The sequence below is a fragment of the Mycobacterium sp. E342 genome (assembly GCF_001667665.1).
Taxonomy (GTDB): domain Bacteria; phylum Actinomycetota; class Actinomycetes; order Mycobacteriales; family Mycobacteriaceae; genus Mycobacterium.
This window is the reverse complement of the sequence record NZ_LZJM01000322.1, coordinates 1-23,857: the sequence shown is the minus strand read 5'-3', so window position 1 is coordinate 23,857 and position 23,857 is coordinate 1. Positions and strand designations below refer to the sequence as shown.

Here is a 23,857-nt window from a genome sequence, read left to right as displayed (position 1 = left end):
CAACGGGAAACATCAAACACGATTGCCACCATTCAATAGCCGCTGCGCCGACCGAAACGGTCAGCACTAAGGCTAGCGCCGGGTGGATATTCTCGCAGTGGACGCCGACCGGTCCGGAAGAGCCGGAACCGGGCGTGGGGCGTTACATCGCCGCACCCATATGCAAAAGTAGAACCTGTTCCAGAAATGCCGCATCCGAGACGGCGGGGCTTGCTACCGTGTCGGCTGACAACATGGGCGAAGAGAGGCCGCAATGATCCTTGACAGATTTCGTCTCGATGACAAAGTCGCCGTCATCACCGGTGCGGGCCGCGGCCTCGGGGCGGCCATCGCGCTGGCTTTTGCCGAGGCGGGCGCCGACGTCCTCATCGCCTCGCGCACGCAATCGCAACTAGAAGGCGTCGCCGAACAGGTCCGCGCCGCCGGTCGCCGCGCGCACATCGTCGCCGCCGACCTGGCCCATCCGGAGGTGACCGCGGAGCTGGCCGGCCAGGCCGTCGACGCCTTCGGGAAGCTAGACATCGTCGTCAACAACGTCGGCGGGACCATGCCCAACACGCTGCTGACCACCTCGACCAAAGAGCTCAAGGACGCATTCACCTTCAACGTCGCCACCGCCCACGCGCTGACCGTCGCGGCGGTGCCCCTGATGCTCGAGCACTCCGGCGGGGGCAGCGTCATCAACATCACCTCCACCATGGGCCGGCTGGCCGGCCGCGGCTTCGCCGCGTACGGCACCGCCAAGGCCGCGTTGTCGCACTACACCCGGTTGACCGCCCTCGACCTGTGCCCCCGCATTCGGGTCAACGCGATCGCGCCGGGGTCCATCCTCACCTCCGCGCTGGACGTGGTGGCCTCCAACGACGAGCTGCGCGCGCCGATGGAGAAGGCCACCCCCATGCGCCGCCTCGGCGATCCCGTCGACATCGCCGCCGCCGCAGTGTATTTGGCGTCCCCGGCGGGCAGCTTCCTGACCGGTAAGACGCTGGAGGTCGACGGCGGCCTCACCTACCCGAACCTCGACATCCCCGTCCCGGATCTGTGACCCCCGACCGCTGAGGAGCCCGTCATGGCAATACCCGTCGTCCAGCTGGGCACCGGCAACGTCGGTATCCACGCCCTGCGGGCGCTGATCACCAACCCGGCCTTCGAGCTCACCGGCGTCTGGGTGTCGTCGGACGCCAAGGCCGGCAAGGACGCGGCGGAGCTCGCCGGGCTCCCCGATGCGACCGGCGTGCGGGCCAGCAGCGACCTGGACGCGGTCCTGGCCACCAGGCCGCAGTGCGCCGTGTACAACGCGCTGGCCGACAACCGGTTGCCCGAAGCGCTGGAGGACTACCGGCGCGTCCTGGCCGCCGGGATCAACGTCGTGGGTAGCGGGCCGGTGTTCTTGCAGTATCCGTGGGAGGTGATTCCCGAGGAGCTGATCAGGCCCATCGAAGACGCTGCGCGCGAAGGCAATTCGAGCGTGTTCGTCAACGGGATCGACCCCGGCTTCGCCAACGACCTGCTGCCGTTGGCGCTGGCCGGCACCTGCCAGAACATCCAGCAGATCCGCTGCATGGAGATCGTCGACTACGCCACGTACGACAGCGCCGCGGTCATGTTCGACGTGATGGGTTTCGGCAAGCCCCTCGACGAGATCCCCATGCTGCTGCAGCCCGGCGTGCTCAGCCTGGCGTGGGGGTCGGTGGTACGGCAACTGGCGGCCGGCCTGGGCATCTCGCTCGACTCGGTCGCGCAGGAGTACGTCCGCGTGCCGGCGCCCGAGGACTTCGACATCGCGTCGGGACACATCCCCAAGGGCAGCGCCGCGGCGCTGCGGTTCGAGGTGTTCGGCATGGTCAACGGCGACCCCGTCGTGGTCCTCGAACACGTGACCCGGCTGCGCGAGGACCTGTGCCCCGAGTGGCCGCAGCCCGCCCAGCCCGGCGGGTCCTACCGCATCGAGGTGACCGGCGAACCGTCCTACGCCATGGACGTCTGCCTGAGCAGCCGCAAGGGCGACCACAACCACGCCGGGCTGGTCGCCACCGCGATGCGGGTGGTCAACGCGATCCCCGCGGTGGTGGCCGCCCCGCCGGGCATCGTGACGACGCTGGACCTGCCCCTGATCACCGGCAAGGGCCTCTACCTGCCCGGGTGAGCAACGGGCGCGTCGAGTCTTCGGCTACCCTCACTTTCTTATTCGGCCGAGTGAATCGAGGGGACGACGCGTTGACGCAGAGCAGGCAGGACTCGCTGAAAAGCAGCTGGTATCTGCTCGGGCCTGCCTTCGTCGCCGCGATCGCCTACGTCGATCCCGGCAACGTCGCCGCCAACGTCAGCTCCGGCGCGCAGTTCGGCTACCTGCTGCTGTGGGTCATCGTGGTGGCCAATGCGCTGGCCGGGCTGGTGCAGTATCTGTCGGCCAAGCTCGGCCTGGTGACCGGGCGCTCGTTGCCGGCGGCCGTCGGCAAGCGAATGAGCCGCCCGGTCCGGCTGGTCTACTGGGTCCAGGCCGAACTGGTGGCGATTGCCACCGATATGGCCGAAATCGTCGGTGGGGCAATCGCTTTACGGATCCTGTTCGATCTGCCGCTGTTGGTCGGCGGCATCATCACCGGGCTGGTGTCGCTGCTGCTGCTGGCGATCCAGGACCGGCGCGGGCAGATCATCTTCGAGCGCGTCATCACCGGCCTACTGCTCGTCATCGCCATCGGCTTCGCGGCCAGCTTCTTCGTCAAGACGCCGCCGCCCGGTGACGTGCTCGGCGGGCTGGTGCCGCGATTCCGGGGCACCGAAAGCGTGCTGCTCGCCGCCGCCATCCTGGGCGCCACCGTGATGCCGCACGCGGTGTACATGCATTCCGGGCTGGTCCTCGACCGGCACGGGCATCCGGCGGAGGGCGCGCATCGACGACTGCTCCTGCGGGTCACCCGGCTGGACGTCGTGCTGGCGATGGCCGTCGCGGGCACGGTGAACGCCGCAATGCTGCTGGTCGCCGCGATCAACCTGCAGCATCGCGACATCAGCGCCTCCATCGAGGGCGCCTACTCCGCGATCCACCACACCCTGGGCGCGACCATCGCGGTGCTGTTCGCGGTCGGACTGCTGGCCTCCGGACTGGCATCGTCCTCGGTGGGTGCCTACGCCGGCGCCATGATCATGCAGGGGCTGCTGCACCGCAGGATTCCGATGCTGGTGCGCCGCTTGATCACCGTGTGCCCCGCCCTGGTGATCCTTGCGGTCGGGTTCGACCCCACCCGTGCGCTGGTGCTCTCCCAGGTCGTGCTCTCGTTCGGGATACCGTTTGCGGTCCTTCCCCTGGTGAAGCTCACCAGTGACCGCGACTTGATGGGCGACGACACCAACCACCCCGTCACGACGGTTCTTGGCTGGGCCGTCGGCGTAATGATTAGTCTGCTTAACGTGGTCCTCATCTGGCTGACGGTGACCGGCTAAATGCCGGCCCGCCGGCATGCCTATTTCGCATACGGGTCGAACCTGTGCGTGAAGCAGATGGCGCTGCGGTGTCCCGACGCCGCCGATCCGCGGCCGGCGATCCTGTCCGATCATGACTGGCTGATCAACCAGCGCGGCGTGGCCACGGTCGAGCCGTGCGCCGGCAACCAGGTGCATGGCGTGGTCTGGCAGATCTCCGATGGGGACCTGGCGACCCTGGACAGCGCCGAGGGCGTGCCGGTGCGCTACCGGCGCGACCGGCTGACCGTGCACACCGACGACGGGCCGTCGCCGGCCTGGGTCTACATCGACCATCGGGTGACGCCGGGCCCGCCCCGGCCGGGCTACTTGCCCAAGATCATCGACGGTGCCGTGCAGCACGGGTTGCCGCAACGCTGGGTCGACTTCCTGCGGCGCTGGGACCCCTCACGCTGGCCACGCCGCGTGTCGGCGTCGGGGCCTGCGCCGCAATCACTTTCGGCGTTGCTGAGCGAGGAGGGGGTGAGCGAGGCCAGCCGATTGCGGTCGCGTTTCGGGTTTCTGGCCATCCACGGCGGCGGGCTGGAAGAGATGACCGACGTGATCGCGGAACGCGCCGCCGAGGCCGCCCACGCGTCGGTGTACGTGCTGCGTCACCCCGACCACTACCCTCACCACCTGCCGTCGGCGTCGTTCGACCCGGCCGAGTCGCCACGGCTCGCCGAGTTCCTCGACCATGTCGACGTCGCGGTGTCGCTGCACGGATACGGCCGCATCGGGCGCAGCACGCAACTGCTGGCCGGTGGCCGCAACCGCGCACTGGCCGCGCATCTGGCCCGGCACATCCGGTTGACCGGCTATCGGGTGGTCACCGACCTCGACGACATCCCGCCGGAGTTGCGGGGCCTGCATCCGGGCAACCCCGTGAACCGGGTGCGCGACGGCGGGACCCAGCTGGAGCTGTCCCCCCGCGTGCGCGGCATCAGCCCGCGCAGCCCGCTGCCCGGCGACGACGGCCTCTCGCCGGTCACCACGGCGCTGATCCGGGGGCTGGCGGAAGCTGCACGTCGTTGGTAATTGTCCTCATCTGTTGATTGGAGTTGTTGGTGACCAAGGATTTTCGCTTCGGAATGAGCATGCGCTTCATCAAGTCGCGCGCAGCATTCGTCGACAAGGTGAAGCAGGCGGAAGACATCGGATTCGATGTGCTCTGCGTGCCAGACCATCTCGGCGCCGTGGCCCCTATTCCGGCTCTGACCGCGGCCGCCATGGTCACCGACAAACTCAAGCTGAGCATGTATGTGCTCAACGCCGCCTTCTACAAGCCCGCCCTGCTCAGCCGGGACCTGGGCGACTTGGACAAGCTCAGTAACGGCCGCCTCGAAATCGGGCTCGGCACCGGGTATGTCAAGGAAGAGTTCGACGCCGCCGAGCTCCCCTACCCCAGCGCCGGCGCCCGGGTCGACTACCTGAACCACATGACGAAATACCTGAAAGAGCACCACCCGACGACGCCGATCCTCATCGCCGGCAACGGCGACCGGGTGCTGACCATCGCCGCCCAGCACGCCGACATCATCGGGCTGACCGGTTCGAGGGTGAAAGAGGCCGACGACCCGCTGACCGAACGGGTCGAGTTCGTCCGCAACGCCGCCGGCGACCGATTCGACGCGCTCGAATTGAACCTCGCCGTCACGGCGGTCCCGGCCGAGGGCGAGAACCTGCCCGACCTGACGATGACGCGTCGGTACGCGGCGGGATTGTCCGACGAGGAGATCCTGGCCATGCACTCCGTCCTGACCGGGTCACCGCGCGAGATGGCCGACACGTTGCTGGAGTACCGGGAGAAGTACGGGGTCACGTTCATCACCGTCCAGGACAACCACGTCGACAACTTCGCAAAGGTCATCGCGGAGCTGCGCTGAGCGCCTTGCCGGGTAAGTCGACCTCCAGAAGGTCATCCGGCCGCGTCACAACACGCAGCCCGAACCGGCTGCTGGCTTGCTCGATCGTTGCGCGCAGCCATTCAGCCTCGTCGCGAGACGCACGCTCGAGCCGCATCCGGCGCACGCGCAGCGGGATCATCTGTAGCGACACCAATTCGCCGGTGGCCGGATCGGTTCGGGTCAGATACAGCAGTCGGAGATCGGCGCGGTAGGCCTCGTGCCCACCGATGCCTTCGTAGTCGTCGATGACATCGCCGCAGCCGTAGAGGATCGGTCTGCCCCGGTATATCTCGATCGGCCTGGGGTGATGCGAGGAGTGACCGTGCACGACGTCGACGCCGGCATCGATCAGCCGGTGCGCGAACGCGACGTCACCTTCGGCCAGGGCATAGCCCCAATTGGATCCCCAATGCACCGAAACGACGGCGATCTGGCCGTCTCGTTTGTCTGCCAGCACGTCCGCGGCCACCTCATCGGCGACGCCGCGTACCGATGCGTCCCGGATCAGTCGCACGCCGGGCCGATCGTGGTGCGCCGCCCAAGACACGGGAACGCCGGCCGACGGCATCGCCACCGAGCCCACCGTGACCCGGCGTTTGTTGGGAATGTCGAGCACCACCGGTTGGCGTGCGGTAGGCAAATCGGCCCCCGCCCCGGCGCCCCGGATTCCCGCACCCGTCAGAGCCGACACGGTGTCGGCCAACCCGCGACGGCCGAAGTCGAGGATGTGGTTGTTGGCCAGCGCGCAGACGTCCGGCCGCAACGCCGCCAGGGCCGGCAGGTTGTCCGGATGCATTCGATAACAGACCGCTTTGCCGTGGGCGAATTCACCGCGTCCGGTGATCGTTGTCTCCAGGTTGATCAAACGGACCTCCGGGGCGAACTCGTCCAGGAGCGTCAGCACCTCGCCCCACGGCCACCGCCAATCCACCGGACGCGGGATCGGCCCATGTGCCCGCTCGGCCAGCCGGACATATCCCCCGGCATCACGCATATAGTGCTCACGCAGTTCCGGATCGCCGGGGTGGGGCAGGATCTGATCGACGCCTCGCCCGAGCATGACGTCGCCACCCAACAGCACCGTCACCACACCGGAGTCATGCGAGGAGCCCAGTGGGCGATCCATCTCCACTACGCCGACGCTAGGCGTTGGGAGAAAATGCCGGTCAGGGGCCTTGGTCCCCGCGGGAGTGGCCTTACGGCCCTTCGGCGCACCGGCGGCTCGCGACACACTCAGGGGATGGCACAAACGGACCCCGATGGCGAGTGGGGGCAACCGCTGGTCCAGCGGCTGGCTTCGTTGCGGGGCGAACAAAGACTGTTCGACGATCGGGTTGACGCCGGACGACAGCTGGCCAAGAGTTTGGAATCCTTGCGCGGCCAAGACGTTGTGGTATTGGGCCTACCACGCGGTGGCGTGCCGGTGGCCTTCGAGGTCGCCAAGGCACTGCAGGCCCCGCTCGATGTATTGGTCGTGCGCAAGCTCGGGGTTCCGTTCCAGTCCGAGCTGGCCTTCGGCGCGATCGGTGAGGGCGGAGTGCGAGTGCTCAACGACGCCATCGTGCGTGAAGCTCACTTGTCCGGGGCCGAGATGGCGGCGGTCGAGGCGAAGCAGCGGGCCGAGTTGGCCCGTCGCTCGGAACGGTTCCGCAGCGGGCACGATCCGATTCCGCTGGCGGGGCGGACCGCGGTGATCGTCGATGACGGCGTCGCTACCGGCGCGACCGCGAAAGCCGCCTGCCAGGTCGCTCGCGCCCAGGGCGCGAGTCGGGTGGTGCTGGCAGTTCCGATCGGCGGACGCGACGTGTTCGAAAGATTCGCCGGGTACGCCGACGAAGTGGTCTGCTTGCACACGCCCGAATACTTCTTCGCCGTGGGGCAGGGCTACCGGAACTTCACCCAGACTTCTGACGACGAGGTGGTCGCACTCCTCGAGCGGGCCCGAAACGGTTCTCGCGACCCGTTGGCCGATGCCGGCTCGGCCGACCCGCCATTGCGCGACGAGGAAGTCAGGGTCAGCGCCGGTTCGGTGTCGGTGGCCGGGCATCTGACGATCCCCGAGCGTCCACTCGGTGTGGTGCTGTTCGCCCACGGCAGTGGAAGCAGCCGACACAGCCCCCGCAACCGCTACGTGGCCGACGTTCTGAACGCCGCGGGTCTCGCCACGCTGCTATTCGACCTTCTCACCCCCGACGAGGAGCGAAATCGCGCCAACGTTTTCGACATCGAGCTCTTGGCGCGACGGCTGGTCGACGTCACCGGCTGGCTGACCCGCCAGCCGGATACGGCCGCGCTGCCGGTGGGCTACTTCGGTGCCAGCACCGGCGCGGGCGCGGCCCTGGTCGCCGCCACCGACCCGCGCGTGAACGTCGCGGCGGTGGTGTCCCGGGGCGGCCGGCCGGATCTGGCGGGGCAGTTCCTGGCCCGGGTTTACGCGCCGACGCTGCTCATCGTGGGCGGCAATGACGACGTGGTGCTGGAACTGAATCGGCAAGCGCGAGCAGCGATCCCCGGCACGTGCAAACTCACCGTCGTGCCGGGCGCCACCCATCTCTTCGAAGAGCCCGGGACGCTCGAGAAGGTCGCCATGCTGGCCCGCGACTGGTTCGTCGACCACCTGAGCCCCGCAGCTCTGAGCACGAACCCGGTATAGCGTGGTGCGGGTGACCAGACTGACATTGACCGTGCCGGAGACAGTCGATCCCGACGAGCTGGCAAGCGAAATCGTCACAGCCCTCGCCGACCGGCTCCGGGACGACCACGGCTACGAGTTGGCGACCGCAACCGGGACGGGTGGCACCGGGACCCGCGAATATCCGTTGCATCCGGCCGGCGGCATCGTCCTCGATAGTGAGCCGGGCAAATTGACGGTCACGCTGCGCGGCGTCAACGCCGACGCGCACGATCTCTTCACTGGAGTCAGCAGTGAGCTGGAGCAGCGGCACGAAGGGATTCGCGTCGGTATCGGCTGACCGCTGGCCGTTCGGGGGCGCCAAACCGTCTGAACCGCAAGCCAATCAAAGCCTGATCGGCGGTCATGAATTCCGAGACCGGCCGGCCCGTACCGATTCGCAGGGATCCCACTGTGCCGCCGGACCACCACAACATGACTTTCGACTCTCGTCAACGGCGGCAGACCAGCACAGACTGCAAACCATGACCGCATCTGACGACACCGCGCAAAACTGGCGCGACGTGGCCGATCATCTCACCGCTGCGCAAATCGCTCAGCTGGAGCGCCTCGAACACGACGAACCGCAGACGCTGCTGGACATGGCGCGGCAGTGGGCGGCCAAGAACGTGTCCGCCGGGATGCCATTCGACGCGATCGGACCGCCCGACGGTGCGGTTCGCACGTTCGACTGGCACCTGGACAGCAATTGGTTTCGCGACTTCGAGGGCACCTCTCGCCGTAGCGGGTCTGCGCACGTGCAGATCTGCGGCCGACAGCAGGTCGACGGCTCCACGCGGCGGTGGATCTCCGTGCACGCCCGTCACCTGAATGCGCTGGACGCATCAGCCGCGCGCGAACTCGCCGCGGCGCTGACCGAGGCGGCCGACGAGGTCGAGCGACTGGGCTGAGTGTCTTCGACCGAGATGACGGACGAGCCGGAGGCTCTATGCTGCAGATGAATTCGCGCTCCGTCGGTAGCCGGAATCAGCGTAATTGACGGATATACCTCGGCTGAAAAGGACAAATGACCCTATGCCGCAAAAGGTGCAATCCTTACTGTTGAAGTGCGCACACGGCGAATATCGTGACAGTAACGACGATCACATGGCAGGCGAATGATGAGTGCTCACTACGAGACCGGCCCCGCGGCCGGCGAATACAGCGTCGAGGATGACAACCAACTTCAGCCGGAGGACACCCTGGTGGATCGCGGCGTGGACGACATCCTCGACGAGGGATACTCACCGCCCGAGCACCCTTACGCGCGCGGCGCATTCGGCCCGGCCGAGACCATGGACCAGATTCTCGCGGAGGAAGAGCCAGATCCTGCGTCGCGAATCAACGTCGTCCTCGACGAGGACGACCAGCGGCGCAGCGACGCCTCCGAGCGGGACGCCGAATTTCCGGAACGGCGCGAGGTGGGCAGCGCACGAGCCGGCCGGCTTATCGCGCCGGACTTGGGTTTTGGCGAAGATGCCGACGAGGAGCTGTTCGCCACGGACGTCGGAATCAGCGGAGGCGCGGCGTCCGCCGAGGAAGCCGCCATGCACGTCATCGACGAGGAAGATTAAGGCCCTCTCCCGCTCGCCGTCGCAGCGGTAGCCTCAAGAATTCGATCGGCGGACGCGGAGGGTTTTTCGGTATGAAGATGTGGATCCAGATTTGCGGCCGGGATGAAGACCACGAATATCCGGACGGCGCCACCTATGCAGTACTCACGGGCGGCGTGCTGAGGGTCAATAGCGGCAAAGACATTCACCTCTACAGTCCGACGTACTGGCAAGAGGTCACCATTGATACCGGCCCCGCGGCCGAACTCGACGAACGAGCCCAACAACTCGACGAAGATCTCAGATGGCAATAGTCGCCGCACCGCGACGGTAGGCGCGGCGACTTCTCGACGCCGTCTCGGCCCGGGAATGCTCAAACAAGGGGCGCGATGAGCAAAGGTACGGCCACGGCCGCCCCGGATAACGAGGCCGCGGCGACTGCCGTCAAGAGCAAAGGCCTGCGGGGTGGCGCGCTCGGTCTGATCTCGGGCGTCGTGGTCGGCCTGGCGTCGATGGCGCCCGCCTACAGCCTTGCCGCGACATTGGGTCTCATCGTGGCCAGTGGTGGTGGACAGCTCGCCGGCGTCAAAGCCCCGGCGGTCGTTCTCCTTTCATTCATCCCGATCTACCTGATCGCCGTCGCCTACCGAGAACTCAACGAGGCAGAACCGGATTGTGGCACCACGTTCACATGGGCATCGCGCGCATTTGGACCTGTCGTCGGATGGCTCGGCGGCTGGGGCATCATCGCCGCGGAAGTGATTGTGATGGCCAACCTGGTCGATATCGCCGGGAAGTACTCGTTCAGGTTGGCCGGCGAGATGGGGTGGCATTCGGTTGCGGACCTGGCCAACAGCAGGCTCTGGTCGACGGTCGCGGGCGTCTTCTGGATTGCCGCGATGACGTACATCTGCTATCGCGGCATCGCGGTCTCGGCCAGACTGCTCTACGCCCTGCTGTCCATTCAAATCGTGGTGCTGGTCGCGTTTTCGATGGTCGCGCTGGTCAAGACGTATTCCCGTGACGCCCAGGTCTTTTCGCTGCATCCGTCGCTGTCCTGGTTCTGGCCGGGCGGTCTTGATTTCGGGACGACCGCCGCCCCCGCAATTCTGATGGCAATCTTCATGTACTGGGGCTGGGACACCGCCGTGTCCTGCAACGAGGAGTCCGACGACCCCGGCCGCACGCCTGGCCGCGCCGCCGTCATCTCGACTTTCCTGCTGTTGGCGACCTACACCCTGGTCACCGTGTCGGCCGTGGCGTTCGCCGGTGTCGGGACGGCGGGCATCGGGCTGGGGAACCCGCACAACTCGAAAGACGTGTTCGCTTCCATCGGTCCGGAACTGTTCGGCAACGGCGTCTTCGGGAAGGTTGCACTGCTGTTGCTGGCGGCATCGATCCTGACGTCGGCCTCCGCGTCGACGCAGACGACGATCCTGAAGACAACGCGCACCACCCTGTCGATGGGGGCGTACCGGGCGTTACCGGACTCGTTCGCGAAGACCCACCCTCGCTACCTGACGCCGACCACGTCCACACTCGCGGTCGGCGGAGTCTCCGTGCTCTTCTACGTGCTGTTCACGCTTGTCAGCGAGAACCTGCTGGCCGCGCTGATCGGATCGGTCGGGTTGATGATCGCGTTCTACTACGGGCTTACCGGGTTTGCGTGCGCCTGGTACTACCGCCATACCCTTACCGCTTCGGTCCGGGGTTTTGTGATGCGCGGTGTCGTCCCGTTGCTGGGCGGCGTGGTCTTACTGGTCGTTTTCGTCTACGGGCTCATCCAGTACGCGAGGCCCGAGTGGTTGACCGATGACGAGGGCCACCACATCACGATCCTCGGGTTCGGGGCCGTCGCGGCGGTCGGTGTCGGCGCGCTGGTGCTCGGAGTGATCCTGATGCTGGGCTGGTGGGCGATCGCCCCGGGTTTCTTCCGCGGCCGCACCCTCACGCGCGGCCCCACCGGAGCGGATTCCGGTGAGGGCATCGTCCAACCGGTAGGCCCATGAGCTTTGTCGGGAGCGAGCCGCCCTAACGCCAGCCGGCACGACGAGGCTCCCCACCTAGAAGTCACGTGGTCATCGCCATACCAGCTACACTCACACCCGCCACATCAGGACGCGTAGGCTGATCGTCCGGAATGGCACCTGGACGCCGCGAACGCCGCTGAACCCCGCCTAGCTAGGTTTCAGTCAGGTATTCGACGACGTCCCCCGCCCTCGTAGCTCAGGGGATAGAGCACGGCTCTCCTAAAGCCGGTGTCGCAGGTTCGAATCCTGCCGGGGGCACTTGGTGTTTGCGCAGTTCAGCGATGGTTTTCAGATGTCTGCCGACTGGCCTCGGCTGGTTCTGGTCGGTGCTGTGGTCGGTGATTGGTTGGCGTCAGCTGGCGCAGCCTGGCCCGCGATAGTCAATCGCGTTGCATCAGCCGACGATGAGCGCGCGGGCGTCCTTCATCAACAGCATCAAATGCAGCGGATCGGTCGAAGACGCCCAAAACTCGAAGTTGGCGTAGAACGTGCGGACCTCATCGTGCGGCACCGCACAAAACGGCCCCCGCTATCTATAGTAGAAAATGCTATAGTTGGGCATGAGCGGTCGGAGTGACGTATTGCGGACGGTGATGCACGAAACAGGCACCACCCAGTCCGAGTTGTCTCGGCTCAGCGGTGTGCACCAGCCGAGCATCAGCCAGTTCCTCTCCGACAAGGTTGAACTCAGCGATGAGCAGCTCGACCGACTGCTGTCCTGTATGGGGTACCGACTCGAAATCACCCGCCAGCCGGTCACTCCCAAGCTGACACGTTCCGAACGCCGCTCGTGGAAACTGCACCGCGAGCTGGCCAGGCACCTGAGGCGGTCGACTCTCACACAATGGCAACCCGCGATCGAGCACAACCTGCGACGATTGCGGTCCGGCGTCACCGGCCAGCCACACATGAGAAACCTCGACCGCTGGGAATCACTCATGAGAAGCGGCGACGTACCCGGCCTTCATCGCGTCCTTACTGGACTCAGCCGCGATTGCATCGAGATGCGCGAAGTCTCACCGATGGGTGGACTGCTCCGCGATGAGGAGCGCATCCGCGTTTTGCGCACGGTGCGCTGATGCGGCGCGACCAGCTTGAGCACGCTATCCGGACTGCCTGCCAAATCGCGGGCCTGACTGAAGTGATCATCGTCGGCTCCCAAGCGATCCTCGGCACCTACACCGAAGATCAGCTGCCCTTCTACGCCACCAGATCGGCGGAAATCGACGTTCTCCCGATCGCCGACAACACCGGTGAAATCACCCGTCTCGCAGACGAAATCGAAGGAGCAGCGGGCGAATTCTCCCCATTTGAGCAGCTTCACGGCTTCAGTATCGACGCCGTAGACCTGCAGACCTCGACACTGCCCGGCGGATGGCGCGATCGACTGGTCAAGGTCCAGAACGAGAACACCGCCCCCCCATCGGGCGAACCTCAATTCATCGGATGGTGCCTCGACAAGGAAGACCTGTGTGTTGCGAAATTGTGTGCTCTCCGAGAGAAGGACTTGAACTTCGTCGACGCACTGATCACTGCTGATCTTGTTGACCCGCAAGTGATCGCAACGCGCCCCGCGACCGTACCCGAACGCTTTGGGAGAGCCTCCCAACGCGCAGCCGCCTGGCTCGCTCACCGCACAAACAGCGTTGAGTAGCTCGCGAACCGCAGCCGCGGCGTTGGGATTGGCCAGGATTGGGAAAGGATGTCACTTCGCCGCGAGGCACTTCTTCCGAGTACTGCCACATTATGGATAACCGCTATTGATCCATCAGGTTCCGGCTACACGTTCGCCCGCCGCTCGCAGACGTGCCAACCGGATGGGGCGCCGATATGTCGCCCTACGTCGCTCGGGACGACGTTAGAGGTGCTAATGCGTCGCGGCAGTCACCGTGAGACAAGTCGGCTTCTCTGCCAAGGGCGGCTCTGGTCCTGCCGACCCTCCGTCAACGCTGATCCGTGGTCGGTGTTTGGTCGGTGAATCTGGGACACGCCGTGGCGCGATGTAGCGTCAGATGGCCCAATATGGCGGGGCCAGAGGCGCTTTGACCCCGCGGACTCGTCCGCTTGGAGGTTCTCACAGGACGAGCGAGCTGGCCGGTGGCGTAGCGGCTTGAGCCAAAAGCCCCTGGCGCATCTCGCCGAGATATTAGTCAAACGCCTCGCCAAAATTCATTGCCGAACCTTGCCGATGGCCGCCCCGAATTCATCAACCCTAGCGATAAACCGTGAGCATAAGCGGCCGAGAACATCTATCTGGTTGGTCCAGCGACCATGACCTCGCTATACGAGAACACTCACGTGTGAATGATCTGTGGCCGTGCCAGCAAAATGGGAAGCTCACCGAGTCTCCACGGGGGTTCGATACCGCGCTGGGCTCGAAATCTGTTGTGGGGCAGACTTGGTTCGACTCGCCAGCAGTGCGCTTCAAACCCTACCTAGCCGGGGCTCTGACTTGTATTATTCGAAGATGTCTCGCCGTCTCGCGGCTTTGCGACTGGTTATGGGGATGGCGCTCGTTCCCGTCGGATCGGGCGGCGTCTCGCACGCATCGCCGTCGGGGGAAGATGCATCCGGACAGTGCTCCTTTGTGCTCACACCGCCTGAAGTTGTACAGGTATCCGGAGAGAGCAAGGTGTTGGTCACGATGCATCCGGGGCCGTGCACCGTAGCAGCCGTCCCCAACATGCAGGTGGTGTGTGTATCCATAGCGGGCGACGGCTCGCCTGGGCATTGCGCATACAAGTCCGGTCAGGAGACGGTGCGCATGTACTACTTTTACCGGCCTGGGGCGACATACGTGGTGAAGGCCCAAGGATGTGCAGACTCCATCACGCCGCCGTACACGTTGTGCCAGAATTTCGGCCCGACACAGACGACCCTGTAATGCTGCAGCGACATATCCCTTGGGCCACCGCGCTTTCCGACTAGACGGGGTCGAAAGAGGAGATCAGCCAACGGCCGCCGCTCTTGTCCAACGTCACCCGGACAGTGGATGCGGTGTCCGTGGGCGCATCATTGCCAACAGTCACGGTCTGGTTGACGAACACCAGGACGACCGCGTGGTTCGGAGTCGCCGACACCGACGCCGCCGCGGGAACGGTGGCGATCGCCGAAATGTGGTCCTTCCTGGCGCCCGGCATCACGACGTCATGGACCAATTGTGCGTAGGAGTCCTTGAACTTGCCGGTCAACCGGTCCCGCGCGGCAGTTAGGTCTTTATCGACGGTGTCGGGCTGGTAGGACAGTATTGCCACGGTGGAATCCTTAGCGGCCGCGACCGACTCGATACCGGCGACCGCCGAATCCCGGACCCACGCGTCTTGCCACTTCAAATAACCCGCCGCCGCGGCGACCGCCATCCCCACGACGGGGAGCACCCAGAAGACAAGCACCCGCGACCATTTGATCCGCCTGATTCGGCGTTTACGTCCCGGCGGCTCAACGTCTTTGACATCTTCTTCGGTTTCAATGTCATCGGTTTCAGCATCATTAGAGGACGTGTCGCCTGATTCGGCAACGTCTTCCACGTCGCCGTCGCTGGTGTCCTCGGCCGATTCGGCCCGGTATTCGGTGTCGTCGGTGGCGGTCACCGCGTCGCCGATCGCCTCGGGTTCGTTCGTCTGGCTGGCGCCCTGCCCAGTCTTCTCTTCCGAGACCTCGGTTGCACCCGGATCGGTCTTGCGATCGGTTTTGAGCCGCACTGCGATAGTTCCTTTTCTGGTTGGCAGAGTGTGGTGTCGGCGGTTGCCGGACAACGGCCTGCTCACGGCACAAATCCGACATTGGAGACTTTTGCGCCACCGCCAACCTTCTGCACCGTTATCCGCATTCGCCAATGCCGCGGATCCTGTTCGGCGGCACCGGCATTCGAGGTCTTAACGGATACAGCCACCAGTACCTGGGCTTCGTCGCCCGATTGCGACTCGAGACCCGCGTCGGTGATTGTCCCCACCGACGTGGACTGCGCCTTCTTGACCACGTCAACGAAAGGTTTTGATCGCTGGGAGAAATCGTCGTAGAACTGACCCGTCGCGGAGTCCAGGATGCGCTGGACGTCAGCGTCGGCGTGGTGCCAGTCGATTGTGGTCAGGTTCAGCGCGCCTTGCCGCCCGACCTGAACCAGCAGCTCGCGTTGCTGTTGGGCCTGACGTGCCTGATATCCCCGATACCCGAACCACCCGGCCACCGCGCCCAAGGCCACGACCGTCACCAAACCCAACGCCGCCGCCAGCCGCACCGGCGTGGCCCTCTTTTTGGGCGGCGCGGCGTCTTCGGAAGCGTCGTCGGCGTCTTCATCGACGGCAGTGTCATAGTCGTCGGCCGCATCGGACTCGTCCGAGGCGGGTGCCGCCGCGGCGTTGTCGTCTTTCGAGGTGATCCTGTTGGGCGATTGCGTTGAGTCGCCGTCGCTTTGCCCCGGCGTCGCCGCGGACATAGACGGACGGTCTGTTGCGCTCAGTTCGTCTTGGGCGGCATCAGCATGCTTTGCCATGTTTGCTCCTTTGTGGCACCACGGGCCAGGTCTCGTTGTGTGTACATACGCCCGTCGGGTCCCACATACATGCCCGTGGCTGGGTCGTACTGGACGGCTGCGATCGGCGGTGGTTCCGGACCGGGCGGCGACGGTGCGGGGACCTGCCCCGCTGGTTCCTCCCCCGGCCTGAACTGCGGGACACCTTGGCCGGAATATGTTGCGTTCGGGTCACCCTTCCAGTTCCAGCCGTCGTTCAGCGGAACGTACGTCTCGTCGCTCTCGCACATCTTGACGGTCGGCGCCCGCTTGCCGGGCCGGGTCTCACACGGCAGATTGTGCGCGCCACGCACGTTGAGCTGCGAGTCTTGTGGCACCCGGCAGTAGAAGTCCCCCTTGGGAACATCCGGGTAGTCCTCGTAACTGGGCGCCCGCTGCTGCTGGGCCGGCAGGAATCCCGTCGTGCACGGCGGCGGCCAGTTGCCGTTTAGTTTGAAGCTCAGGAAGGGAGCATGGTAGGGCTGCTTGGTGTCTTTGTTGGCCACGCCAATTGCCTGGATGTCGGCGGTACCCTGTGGCAGCTCCACCAGAAGGGATTCCAGGTTGTCGCGGTAGGTGACTCCTACCTGCCCGACACTGACCAGGTTGGCCAGGACGATCGGCAAGGTGGGGTTCAGTTGGTCGAACAATTGGCGAGCCTCGGCGGTGGCTGGTCCGCCCTTGCGTAGCAGGCCCGCAACCGAGGAGTCGTTGTTGCGCAACTGCGAGGTGATCGCCGCCAGGTGTGAGGCCCAGGCCTGGATCCCGGCCGATGAGTCGATCTGGCTGTCGAGCAGTGGCTTGGAGTTGTCGATCAGGTTGACCAGTGCGTCCAGGTTCTTTCGGGCGTCGATCGACACCGCAGTCGTCCCTTTCACCAGCCGGGAAAGTTCCGGCCCGAGCCCGCCGACTGCGACATACGATTCGTCGACCACCGTTTTCAGGTTGTCCCGTGGGATCGCGTTCAGTCCGCGGTTGGTGGCCGCCAACAGCGAGTTGATGTCCGGCGGGACATACGTGCGGTCGACCGGTATCACGTCGCCGTCTTTCAGTGGCGGCCCGGTCGTGCTGCGCGGCAGCAGTTCGACGTACTGCTCGCCGACCGCCGACACGCTATGCACCTGGGCGCCGGAATCGGCCGGGATATGGAAATCCGAGTTCATCCGCAGTACCGCCTCGGCGCCGGCATCGGTCAGGCGCACCGCCTGCACCCGACCGACTTCGACGCCGTGGTAGGTGACATTCCCGCCGGCATACAGGCCACCCGCCTGCGGCAGTTTGACCGTGACCTCATACCGGTCGATCCCGAAAAAGAAGGTCGGTATCTGCATGTAGGCGAAAAACATGATGGCGGCCGCCGCGCTGCTGACCGTCGCGAAAACCGCCAGCTGGATTTTGATGCGTCGGGGGAGTCGGTTCAGCATGATGTCACGGCCCCTGGTTGAAGTGGTAGGGCACGACCAACGGGTTACCGGGGTTGTACTGGCTTCCCGCCATGCAGGGGCTCGGCAGCTGGCCGATGGTGCGGCCCCACTGAAGCTCCAGCTCGCTCAGGTTGCACTCAAACCGGGTGCCGGTGAACAACCCCGAGTCCAGCCGGCTCAGGGTCAAGTCGAAGATGCCGGTCAGATTTGCGTAGTCACCGCGCAGCCATTTGCTCAACGTGTCCTTGGGGAACGGGAAGGTGCCGAAGAGGCCCAGCGAGCGGGTCAACGACACCCCCGCGTCGCCCAGTGACTGCAGCACGGGGCCGAGGTCGTTAAGTTCCTGCACGAGGCTTTGCTTGGTCTTGTTGACCGAGTCGGCGGCGAGCGCGCCGAATCTGCTCAGGTCACCCAGCGCGTTGGCAAGGTCCTCTCGATCGTCTTTTAGCACCGCCAAGGCGTCCGGGATCGTCTTCAGCGCCTTATCGATCACCGGTTTTTCGTCGGCGAACTGACCGGCCAGGTTGTTCAGGCTGTTCGTCGCGGCGATGATGTCGTCCTTTTGGTCGTTGAGGTAGCCGACGAAGTTGTCGAGCTGGCCCAGCAGGCTTCTCAGGTCCTGCTCGCGACCGGTGAACGCGGTGCTCAGCGCCTTGGTGATGTCCTGGACCTGCCCTAGGCCGCCGCCGTTGAGCACCAGGGAAAGCGCCGCCAGCGTGCGTTCGGTTGACGGATAGCCGCCCGCCGAAGACAGCGGTATCAACGACCCATTTTTGAGCTTGCCCACAGGCGGCGCCCCCGTGGGTGGCGCCAATTCGAGGTGTACCGAGCCCAGCAGGCTGGTCTGGCCGATCGTGGCCGTCGCGTTGGCCGGGAGGTCCACGCCCCCTTCGATGCTCATCGTGACCAACGCGTGCCAGCCCTGCAGTTCGATGTCGCTCACGGTGCCGACGGTGACGTCATTGACCCGGACGCGGGAGTTCCGCTGCAGGTTTTGAATGTCGGACATCTCTGCTTTAACGGTGTACGAACCGGGCCCGCCGCCCTTGGTTCCCGGCAGCTTGAACGAGTTCGCCCCGTGGAAGCCGCAGCCCGATAGCACCAGCGCAAGTGCCGTCACCAGGCCCGCGGCCATGCGATACCAGCGTGGTGCCCGGCTCATTGTCCACCCCCGGACGGCACCATCATTCCGCGCAAGCCGGCGGCCGGATCTGGGGTCTGCACCGGCGCGGCCGGCGGTGGCGCGGCCGGCGCGTCTGGCGCCGTTGCGCTTTCCTGCGGCGGCGCGGCGGCCGGTGCGGGCGCTCCCGGAGGTGGCGGGGGAACGTAGTCGGGCCGCAGCCAGTCCTCGCTGTAGGTGATTTCGTTCGGCCGCGCGGTGGCGCCGACGAAGAGGTTTTCCCCCAGCGGGAGGAAGTTGATCTGGCGGTTTTTGATGATGGGCGCCAGGTATTGCACGCACAGCTTGGCCGACTCCTTGGAGTTTTTGCGCGACGCGGCTTCGACCGCGGCGCACAGGAATTGGATCGTGTTGGCGAATTGGTTGACGCCCAGGATGCCGGTCAACGAGCCCTGCGCGGGGTTGTAGATGTTCAGGAAGTTCTGGAACGCGGTCGGGGCGACATGCAACACCTGTTTGATGTCGTCGAGGCTCTGGTTCACCGCCGTGGTCACCGATGCCAGCTTGTCCGACGTGGCGCCCAGGGTCTCACGGTTGTCGGCGACGAAGTCCGTGACGTCGCCGGCCACGTCGTTGAGGTCGCGGACCGCGTTGCCGACCGCGTCGGGGTCGCTGGCCAACAAGCCGGTCACCCCGGCCAGGTTTTGGTTCAGTTGCCGCAGCAGGTCGCTGCTGTCGTGCAGGGCGGAGACCAGGAGGGACAGGTTTTTGAAGCTGCTGAACAGGTCGTCGCTGTGGTCGCCGAGCGCGGAAATCGCCTGTGACAGCTTGATGATCGCGTTACGGATATCCGGCCCCTGGCCGCGCAGGTTGTCGGCCGCGGTGTCGACGAACGCCCCCAACGTGCTGGTTCCGCCTGGCTTGGTGGGCTGCAGTGTCTCAGTCAGTTTTTCTAGCTGCTGGCGAAAGTCGTCGTATTCGACCGGAACGGCGGTGCGGTCCTGCGGAATTGTCGCGTGATCGGCCATGGTCGGCCCGCCCGTGTAGGCGGGCGTCAGCTGGATGGCTCGGGGTGTCACCAGTGACGGCGAGATAATCACGGCTTTAGCGTCGGCGGGTACTTTGTATTTGTCGTCGTACCAGAAGGTGATCTTGACGCGGCCGGGTTGCGGTTCGATCTTCTCGACCCTGCCGACGCGCACGCCGAGGATAACGACGTCGTCCCCGGTGTAGAGGCCGGTGCTGTCCGCAAAATAGCCGACGACTTGCGTGTGGCCTATGCCGGTCGCCAACCCCACGACGGTGACGATGCCGCCGACGAGGACGACCGCCAGGGCGATGGCCACGCCGAGCTTGACGTAACGGGACCTCACTGGCCACCACCTCCGGCCGGCTGGGACGGGCCGATGGGTCCGGGTCCGTTCAGCACGGGCGGTTGGCTCGGCGGTATCTGACCAGGTGCTGGTAGTTCGACGGGCCCCCCTGGCGGGATGGACTGTCCTTCGCCGGGGCCCGGCGGCGCGGGAGGTCCCGGCGGCGGGCCGCCGGGTGGCGGCGCGGGCAGCGGCTCCCGATACGGATAGCAGCCAGGGCCGGGCAACGCCACGCCGGGCACACCGCATGGATGGTCGCTCGGGTTGCCGGTTATGGCATCTGGAATGGTCATGCGTGGTTCCCCGCCTTGGCCGGTGCGCGGGAACGGAATCGGCAGCGGCGGCGTGCCCGGCTGCCCGCGCTGCGGGTCCGTGCGCTGTGAGGGCAGCAGCACATTGGGGTCCAGGCCCAGATCGGAGAAGGCCGCGTCGATGAAGGGCTCCACGAACTGCCCGGGCAGCAGGTTGACCAGATACGCCTTGAAGAACGGTCCCGAGCTGACGGCTTCACCGAGCCCTAAGGCGTATCTGTTGAGGCCGACGATCGCTTTCTGGACGCGTTCTTTGCGGTTGTCCAGGATGGCCAATACCCCGTTGAGCTTGTCCAGCGCCGGCTTGAGTGTGTTGCGGTTCTCGGCGATGAAGCCCTTGATTTGCTGCGCCACGGCGGACAAATTGCTCGAGATCTGGCCCAGCGCACTGCTTTGGCTTCTCAGTTGAACCAGTAGCGCGTTGGTGTTGGCGACGAGGTTGACCACTTCGTCGCTGCGCTCGGCCAACACCTTGGTTGCTTTGTTGGCGCTGCTCAACAGGTTTCGCAGCTGCGCGTCGCGCTCGTTCAGTGTCTGAGAGAAGCGCGCCACCCCCTGCACCGCCTGCTTCAAGTCGGGCGGTGTGTCGGCGAAGGTGTCGGACAGCACGGCCAGCGAGGTGGACAACTGCTGGGTGTCCAACCCGCTGATGGTATTGCTGAGATCGCTCAGCGCGTCTGGCAGTTGATAGGCCGGCCTGGTTCGGTCGAGCGGTATCGGGCCGCCCAGCTGCCCATCGCCGCGCGGGGTTACCTCCAAGAGTTTGCTGCCGAGAACGCTCTTCAGCTTGATCGCCGCCTCGGTGCGGTCACCGAGGCGGACGTTGTTGGCGACGCTGAACTTGACCAGTACCCGCGGTCCGTCCAGGGCAACGTCCAAGACCTGCCCGACCCGGTAACCCGATACCTGGACGTGGTCACCCGGTGCCAAGCCGCCGGCCTCGGCGAAGTACGCCGAATAGGTCTTGCCCCTGCTGAAGAACGGCAGCTTGTCATAGTTCAGGGAGATCAACACGACAGCCAGGGTGGCGCCGACGCCGATGAGGCCGATGATCAACGGATTGCGTTCGGAGAAGGGTTTCATCGCGGCGTGCACCTGCCGGTGGCCTGGCCGGCCATCTTGATGTACACCGGCTGGCCGCCCTTACCGTTGACCTTGATCAGGATGTCGCACAGATAGAAGCTGAAGAAGTCTCCGTACATGCCCTGCCTGTTCAGTATTTGCGTCGCGTCGGCCCAGGTGTTGAGGAAGTTGTCGAAATAGTCGTGGTCTGCCAGCACGTTTGCGGCGGTCCGATCGAGCTCGTGTACCACCTTCCTGACCGGCGGACGGGCCTGTGACAGGAGATCGGCGATCGACCCGGCGGCCGCGTTGGCGTATGCAACTCCGTTGCTGATGTCTTGCTTGCGGCCCTTGAGCCCTCGCACCAATTCGGCCAGTGAGTCGACCGCCTGGGCGAACTGCTTGCTCTGGCCGCTCAGTGAACCGAGCAGGGTATTCAGGTTGGTGATGACCTGACCGATCAGTTGATCGCGGTCGGCCAGCGTGTTGGTCAGGGCCGCGGCCTGGGTGAGAAAAGAGCCGATCGTGCCTCCCTGCCCCTGGAACGCCGCCACGAGTTGGCCGGTGAGCTTGTTGACCTGGTCCGGGTCCAGCGCGCGGAACAGCGGCCGGAAGCCGCCGATCAATGCGTCGAGGTCCAGCGCCGGCTCGGTCCGCGCCAGCGGGATGGTCGTGCCCGGATTAAGCCGCTTGACTCCCCCGGCGCCCTCCTCCAGGGCCATGTACCTGCCGCCGATAAGGTCCGCGAAGCGGATGGCGGCCCTGGTGCCCTCGGTGAGCACCACCGAGTCGGCCGCGGTGAACTCGACGAGCACGGTGGAGTCGGGCTGGACGGTGATGCTTTTGACCTTGCCGACCTCGACCCCGGCGACGCGGATGAAGTTTCCCTCCTGCAGGCCCGACACGTTCGCGAACTGGGCCTTGTAGGTCTTCTCCGACTGAAAGCGCAACTGGGCGAACACTGCGATGAGCGCAAACGCGCCGAGCAGGCATACGACCAAGTAGATGGACAGGCGCCACAGGGCACCGGCCAAATTCTCTCGCATGTCTGCCTTCCTCTATCGCTGCTGGTGTCTCATTCGGTGGTCACGGCGCCGGGCTATAAGGCGGCGGTGGCAACGGTGCGCAGTCGTTGTTGACCAGGCCGCAGGTTTGTTGCTGCCCGGAGCGCACCGGCGGCACGAACGGTTCCGAACCCGCCGGCGGAGGACCCGGTTCGCGTGGCCTGCCCGGCGGGGGAGCCGGCGGCAGACCGGGATACAGCGGGGTGCCGTCCGGGGCGTATCGCGGCGCCCCATAGGGTGCCGGACTGTTGTATCCATCCGTTCCTTGAACGGGGCCGGGCGCCGGGCCGCCGGGGTGCCGAATGCTAGGCGGTTGCGGTGTCCCCCGGGTGACGGGGAGATAGTCGACATACCCCGGGAAGCCGATGCCGGGGTTGGGCCGCATGTCCAGTCCGGTGCCCCACCCGGTGTTGGTGACGAGGTAGCGCTGCGGGAAATTCTTGGCGACGTCGGGCAACGATCCGCACCCGGGCTGACCACCGGGGCCGCCCTTGGCGCCGTTGATCGGCAGGTTGTCGGGGAACTTGTACGCGTCTTCCCCGAAGAGCAGGCCAGAGTCCAGGATCACCGAATACCCGTTGTCGCCGCCGGCCGGGCCGGTGAACCTGTCGGCGGCGGTCTTGGCGCCGACCAGCGTGCAGGTGAGCTCAGGGTTGTACTTCATCAGCAGCCGCGTTGTGGACTCCAGCAGGTTGATGCCGTGCACGAGGTTGTCCTTGTTCGGGCCGATCAGGTTGGTGCCCGCGCGGGAGAGTCCACTGACGTTGAGCAACAGTGCGTCAAGTTCCTTGGCGTCCTTGGTGACGGTGGTGGCGGTCGTGCTGGCGGCGTCCAGCGTCGTGAGGATGTCGTGTGCGGCCGCGCCGTAGGCGTCGCTGAATCCCTTCAGGGCGCGGTAGTCGGCCCGGATGGTCTCGCTGCGCGGATTGATCGTCAGCAGGACCTGGTTGAGGTCGGTGGTGGCTTCGCCGATCGCCTCGCCCTTCCCGCGAAACCCGTCGGCCACCGCGGTGAGCACCGCGTTCAGTTTGGGGACGTCGACCTGGTCGAGCACGCCCACGAGGTTCTGAAAGACGGTGTTCACCTCGACGGTCACGTTGCTTGCTTCGACCACCGCGCCGGCCGCGAGCCGTTTAGCGGTCGGGTGCGCGGGCGTGGTCAGGTCGACATACTTGGCACCGAATGCCGTGGTGGCGGTGATTTTGGCGCCCACGTTGGCCGGGATGTACCTGAGCTGCTCCGGGTAGAGCTCCAGGTGAAGTCTCACCGGATCACCTGGCTGGATCGACGACACCCGGCCAACCTGGACGCCGCGCAATTTCACCGCCGCGCCGGGTTCCATCACCAGGCCTGAGCGATCCGACATCAGG

General features: G+C 65.5%; 21 protein-coding genes, 1 tRNA gene and 2 pseudogenes. 14 read left to right on the top strand and 10 right to left on the bottom strand.

Features of this window, described 5'->3' with window-relative positions; translation table 11 throughout:
• The first annotated feature begins 253 nt into the window (after positions 1 to 253).
• Genes A5692_RS26380 through A5692_RS26360 form a run of 5 tightly spaced genes read left to right on the top strand, consistent with a single transcriptional unit; the run spans position 254 to position 5,348 of the window.
• Positions 254 to 1,045 carry an SDR family oxidoreductase gene (locus A5692_RS26380; protein ID WP_067919029.1) on the top strand — a complete coding sequence of 264 codons (792 nt, stop codon included), beginning with the start codon at positions 254 to 256 and terminating at the stop codon, positions 1,043 to 1,045.
• A 24-nt stretch (positions 1,046 to 1,069) separates the two neighbouring features.
• Positions 1,070 to 2,146: a diacylglycerol kinase gene (locus tag A5692_RS26375; protein WP_068062094.1), complete on the top strand. Its 1,077-nt coding sequence runs from the start codon at positions 1,070 to 1,072 to the stop codon at positions 2,144 to 2,146.
• A gap of 50 nt (positions 2,147 to 2,196) precedes the next feature.
• Positions 2,197 to 3,444, top strand: a complete 1,248-nt coding sequence (locus A5692_RS26370) for an Nramp family divalent metal transporter (protein WP_156766298.1) — start codon at positions 2,197 to 2,199, stop codon at positions 3,442 to 3,444.
• Positions 3,445 to 4,500 carry a poly-gamma-glutamate hydrolase family protein gene (locus A5692_RS26365; protein WP_068062091.1) on the top strand — a complete coding sequence of 352 codons (1,056 nt, stop codon included), beginning with the start codon at positions 3,445 to 3,447 and terminating at the stop codon, positions 4,498 to 4,500.
• Positions 4,501 to 4,523: 23 nt separating this feature from the next.
• Complete coding sequence (locus A5692_RS26360; RefSeq protein WP_082963116.1) at positions 4,524 to 5,348, top strand: LLM class F420-dependent oxidoreductase; 825 nt, start codon at positions 4,524 to 4,526, stop codon at positions 5,346 to 5,348.
• Here the strand turns inward: A5692_RS26360 and A5692_RS26355 are convergent.
• A complete protein-coding gene (locus tag A5692_RS26355; RefSeq protein WP_068062182.1) occupies positions 5,329 to 6,495 on the bottom strand; it encodes a CapA family protein in 1,167 nt (388 codons plus the stop codon). The genes A5692_RS26360 and A5692_RS26355 overlap by 20 nt on opposite strands.
• Positions 6,496 to 6,609: 114 nt before the next feature.
• On the opposite strand from A5692_RS26355, the gene A5692_RS26350 reads away from it, so the two are divergent.
• The 7 genes and pseudogenes from A5692_RS26350 to A5692_RS26320 all read left to right on the top strand — a co-directional run bounded on the left by A5692_RS26350 (position 6,610) and on the right by A5692_RS26320 (position 11,881).
• Positions 6,610 to 8,022, top strand: coding sequence for a phosphoribosyltransferase family protein (locus A5692_RS26350; protein WP_082963103.1), 1,413 nt, complete (start codon positions 6,610 to 6,612; stop codon positions 8,020 to 8,022).
• A gap of 10 nt (positions 8,023 to 8,032) precedes the next feature.
• The gene (locus A5692_RS26345; protein WP_142393493.1) at positions 8,033 to 8,341 is read left to right on the top strand and encodes a hypothetical protein; all 309 of its coding nucleotides are present in this window, start codon (positions 8,033 to 8,035) and stop codon (positions 8,339 to 8,341) included.
• Positions 8,342 to 8,525: 184 nt separating this feature from the next.
• The gene (locus tag A5692_RS26340; protein ID WP_067919023.1) at positions 8,526 to 8,951 is read left to right on the top strand and encodes a hypothetical protein; all 426 of its coding nucleotides are present in this window, start codon (positions 8,526 to 8,528) and stop codon (positions 8,949 to 8,951) included.
• 210 nt (positions 8,952 to 9,161) lie between these two features.
• On the top strand, positions 9,162 to 9,614 hold the full coding sequence (locus A5692_RS26335; RefSeq protein ID WP_068062178.1) for a DUF5709 domain-containing protein: 453 nt from the start codon (positions 9,162 to 9,164) through the stop codon (positions 9,612 to 9,614).
• Between the two features lie 71 nt (positions 9,615 to 9,685).
• Positions 9,686 to 9,907, top strand: coding sequence for a hypothetical protein (locus tag A5692_RS26330; protein ID WP_067919022.1), 222 nt, complete (start codon positions 9,686 to 9,688; stop codon positions 9,905 to 9,907).
• Positions 9,908 to 9,982: 75 nt separating this feature from the next.
• Positions 9,983 to 11,548: pseudogene (locus A5692_RS26325) on the top strand (APC family permease); the annotation flags it as partial.
• A 260-nt stretch (positions 11,549 to 11,808) separates the two neighbouring features.
• A tRNA-Arg gene (locus A5692_RS26320) sits at positions 11,809 to 11,881 on the top strand.
• 136 nt (positions 11,882 to 12,017) lie between these two features.
• On the opposite strand, the pseudogene A5692_RS28700 reads toward A5692_RS26320, so the two are convergent.
• Positions 12,018 to 12,128: pseudogene (locus A5692_RS28700) on the bottom strand (GNAT family N-acetyltransferase); the annotation flags it as partial.
• Positions 12,129 to 12,213: 85 nt separating this feature from the next.
• Here A5692_RS28700 and A5692_RS26315 point away from each other — a divergent pair.
• Both A5692_RS26315 and A5692_RS26310 read left to right on the top strand, forming a co-directional pair.
• Complete coding sequence (locus A5692_RS26315; protein ID WP_231984470.1) at positions 12,214 to 12,702, top strand: helix-turn-helix domain-containing protein; 489 nt, start codon at positions 12,214 to 12,216, stop codon at positions 12,700 to 12,702.
• Entirely contained in the window at positions 12,702 to 13,277 is a 576-nt protein-coding gene (locus tag A5692_RS26310) for a DUF6036 family nucleotidyltransferase (RefSeq protein WP_068062085.1), read from the top strand. Before A5692_RS26315 ends, A5692_RS26310 begins: the two co-directional genes overlap by 1 nt.
• Positions 13,278 to 14,547: 1,270 nt before the next feature.
• Here the strand turns inward: A5692_RS26310 and A5692_RS26305 are convergent.
• The 8 genes from A5692_RS26305 to A5692_RS26270 form a co-directional block, all read right to left on the bottom strand.
• On the bottom strand, positions 14,548 to 15,150 hold the full coding sequence (locus A5692_RS26305; protein WP_369830328.1) for a hypothetical protein: 603 nt from the start codon (positions 15,148 to 15,150) through the stop codon (positions 14,548 to 14,550).
• A gap of 236 nt (positions 15,151 to 15,386) precedes the next feature.
• On the bottom strand, positions 15,387 to 16,115 hold the full coding sequence (locus A5692_RS26300) for an Mce protein (RefSeq protein WP_067918356.1): 729 nt from the start codon (positions 16,113 to 16,115) through the stop codon (positions 15,387 to 15,389).
• Positions 16,079 to 17,557 (bottom strand): MCE family protein, encoded by a 1,479-nt coding sequence (locus A5692_RS26295; RefSeq protein ID WP_067918342.1) that lies wholly within the window; start codon positions 17,555 to 17,557, stop codon positions 16,079 to 16,081. The genes A5692_RS26300 and A5692_RS26295 overlap by 37 nt, the downstream gene beginning before the upstream one ends.
• A 4-nt stretch (positions 17,558 to 17,561) precedes the next feature.
• A complete protein-coding gene (locus A5692_RS26290; protein WP_156766297.1) occupies positions 17,562 to 18,719 on the bottom strand; it encodes a virulence factor Mce family protein in 1,158 nt (385 codons plus the stop codon).
• A complete protein-coding gene (locus A5692_RS26285; RefSeq protein ID WP_156764221.1) occupies positions 18,716 to 20,050 on the bottom strand; it encodes a virulence factor Mce family protein in 1,335 nt (444 codons plus the stop codon). The genes A5692_RS26290 and A5692_RS26285 overlap by 4 nt, the downstream gene beginning before the upstream one ends.
• Positions 20,047 to 21,444, bottom strand: a complete 1,398-nt coding sequence (locus A5692_RS26280) for an MCE family protein (protein WP_067918352.1) — start codon at positions 21,442 to 21,444, stop codon at positions 20,047 to 20,049. Before A5692_RS26280 ends, A5692_RS26285 begins: the two co-directional genes overlap by 4 nt.
• Positions 21,441 to 22,469, bottom strand: a complete 1,029-nt coding sequence (locus tag A5692_RS26275) for an MCE family protein (protein ID WP_067918338.1) — start codon at positions 22,467 to 22,469, stop codon at positions 21,441 to 21,443. The genes A5692_RS26280 and A5692_RS26275 overlap by 4 nt, the downstream gene beginning before the upstream one ends.
• 40 nt (positions 22,470 to 22,509) lie before the next feature.
• Positions 22,510 to 23,857, bottom strand: a 1,348-nt coding sequence (locus tag A5692_RS26270) for an MCE family protein (protein ID WP_067918336.1), incomplete at its 5' end; no start/stop codon positions are given.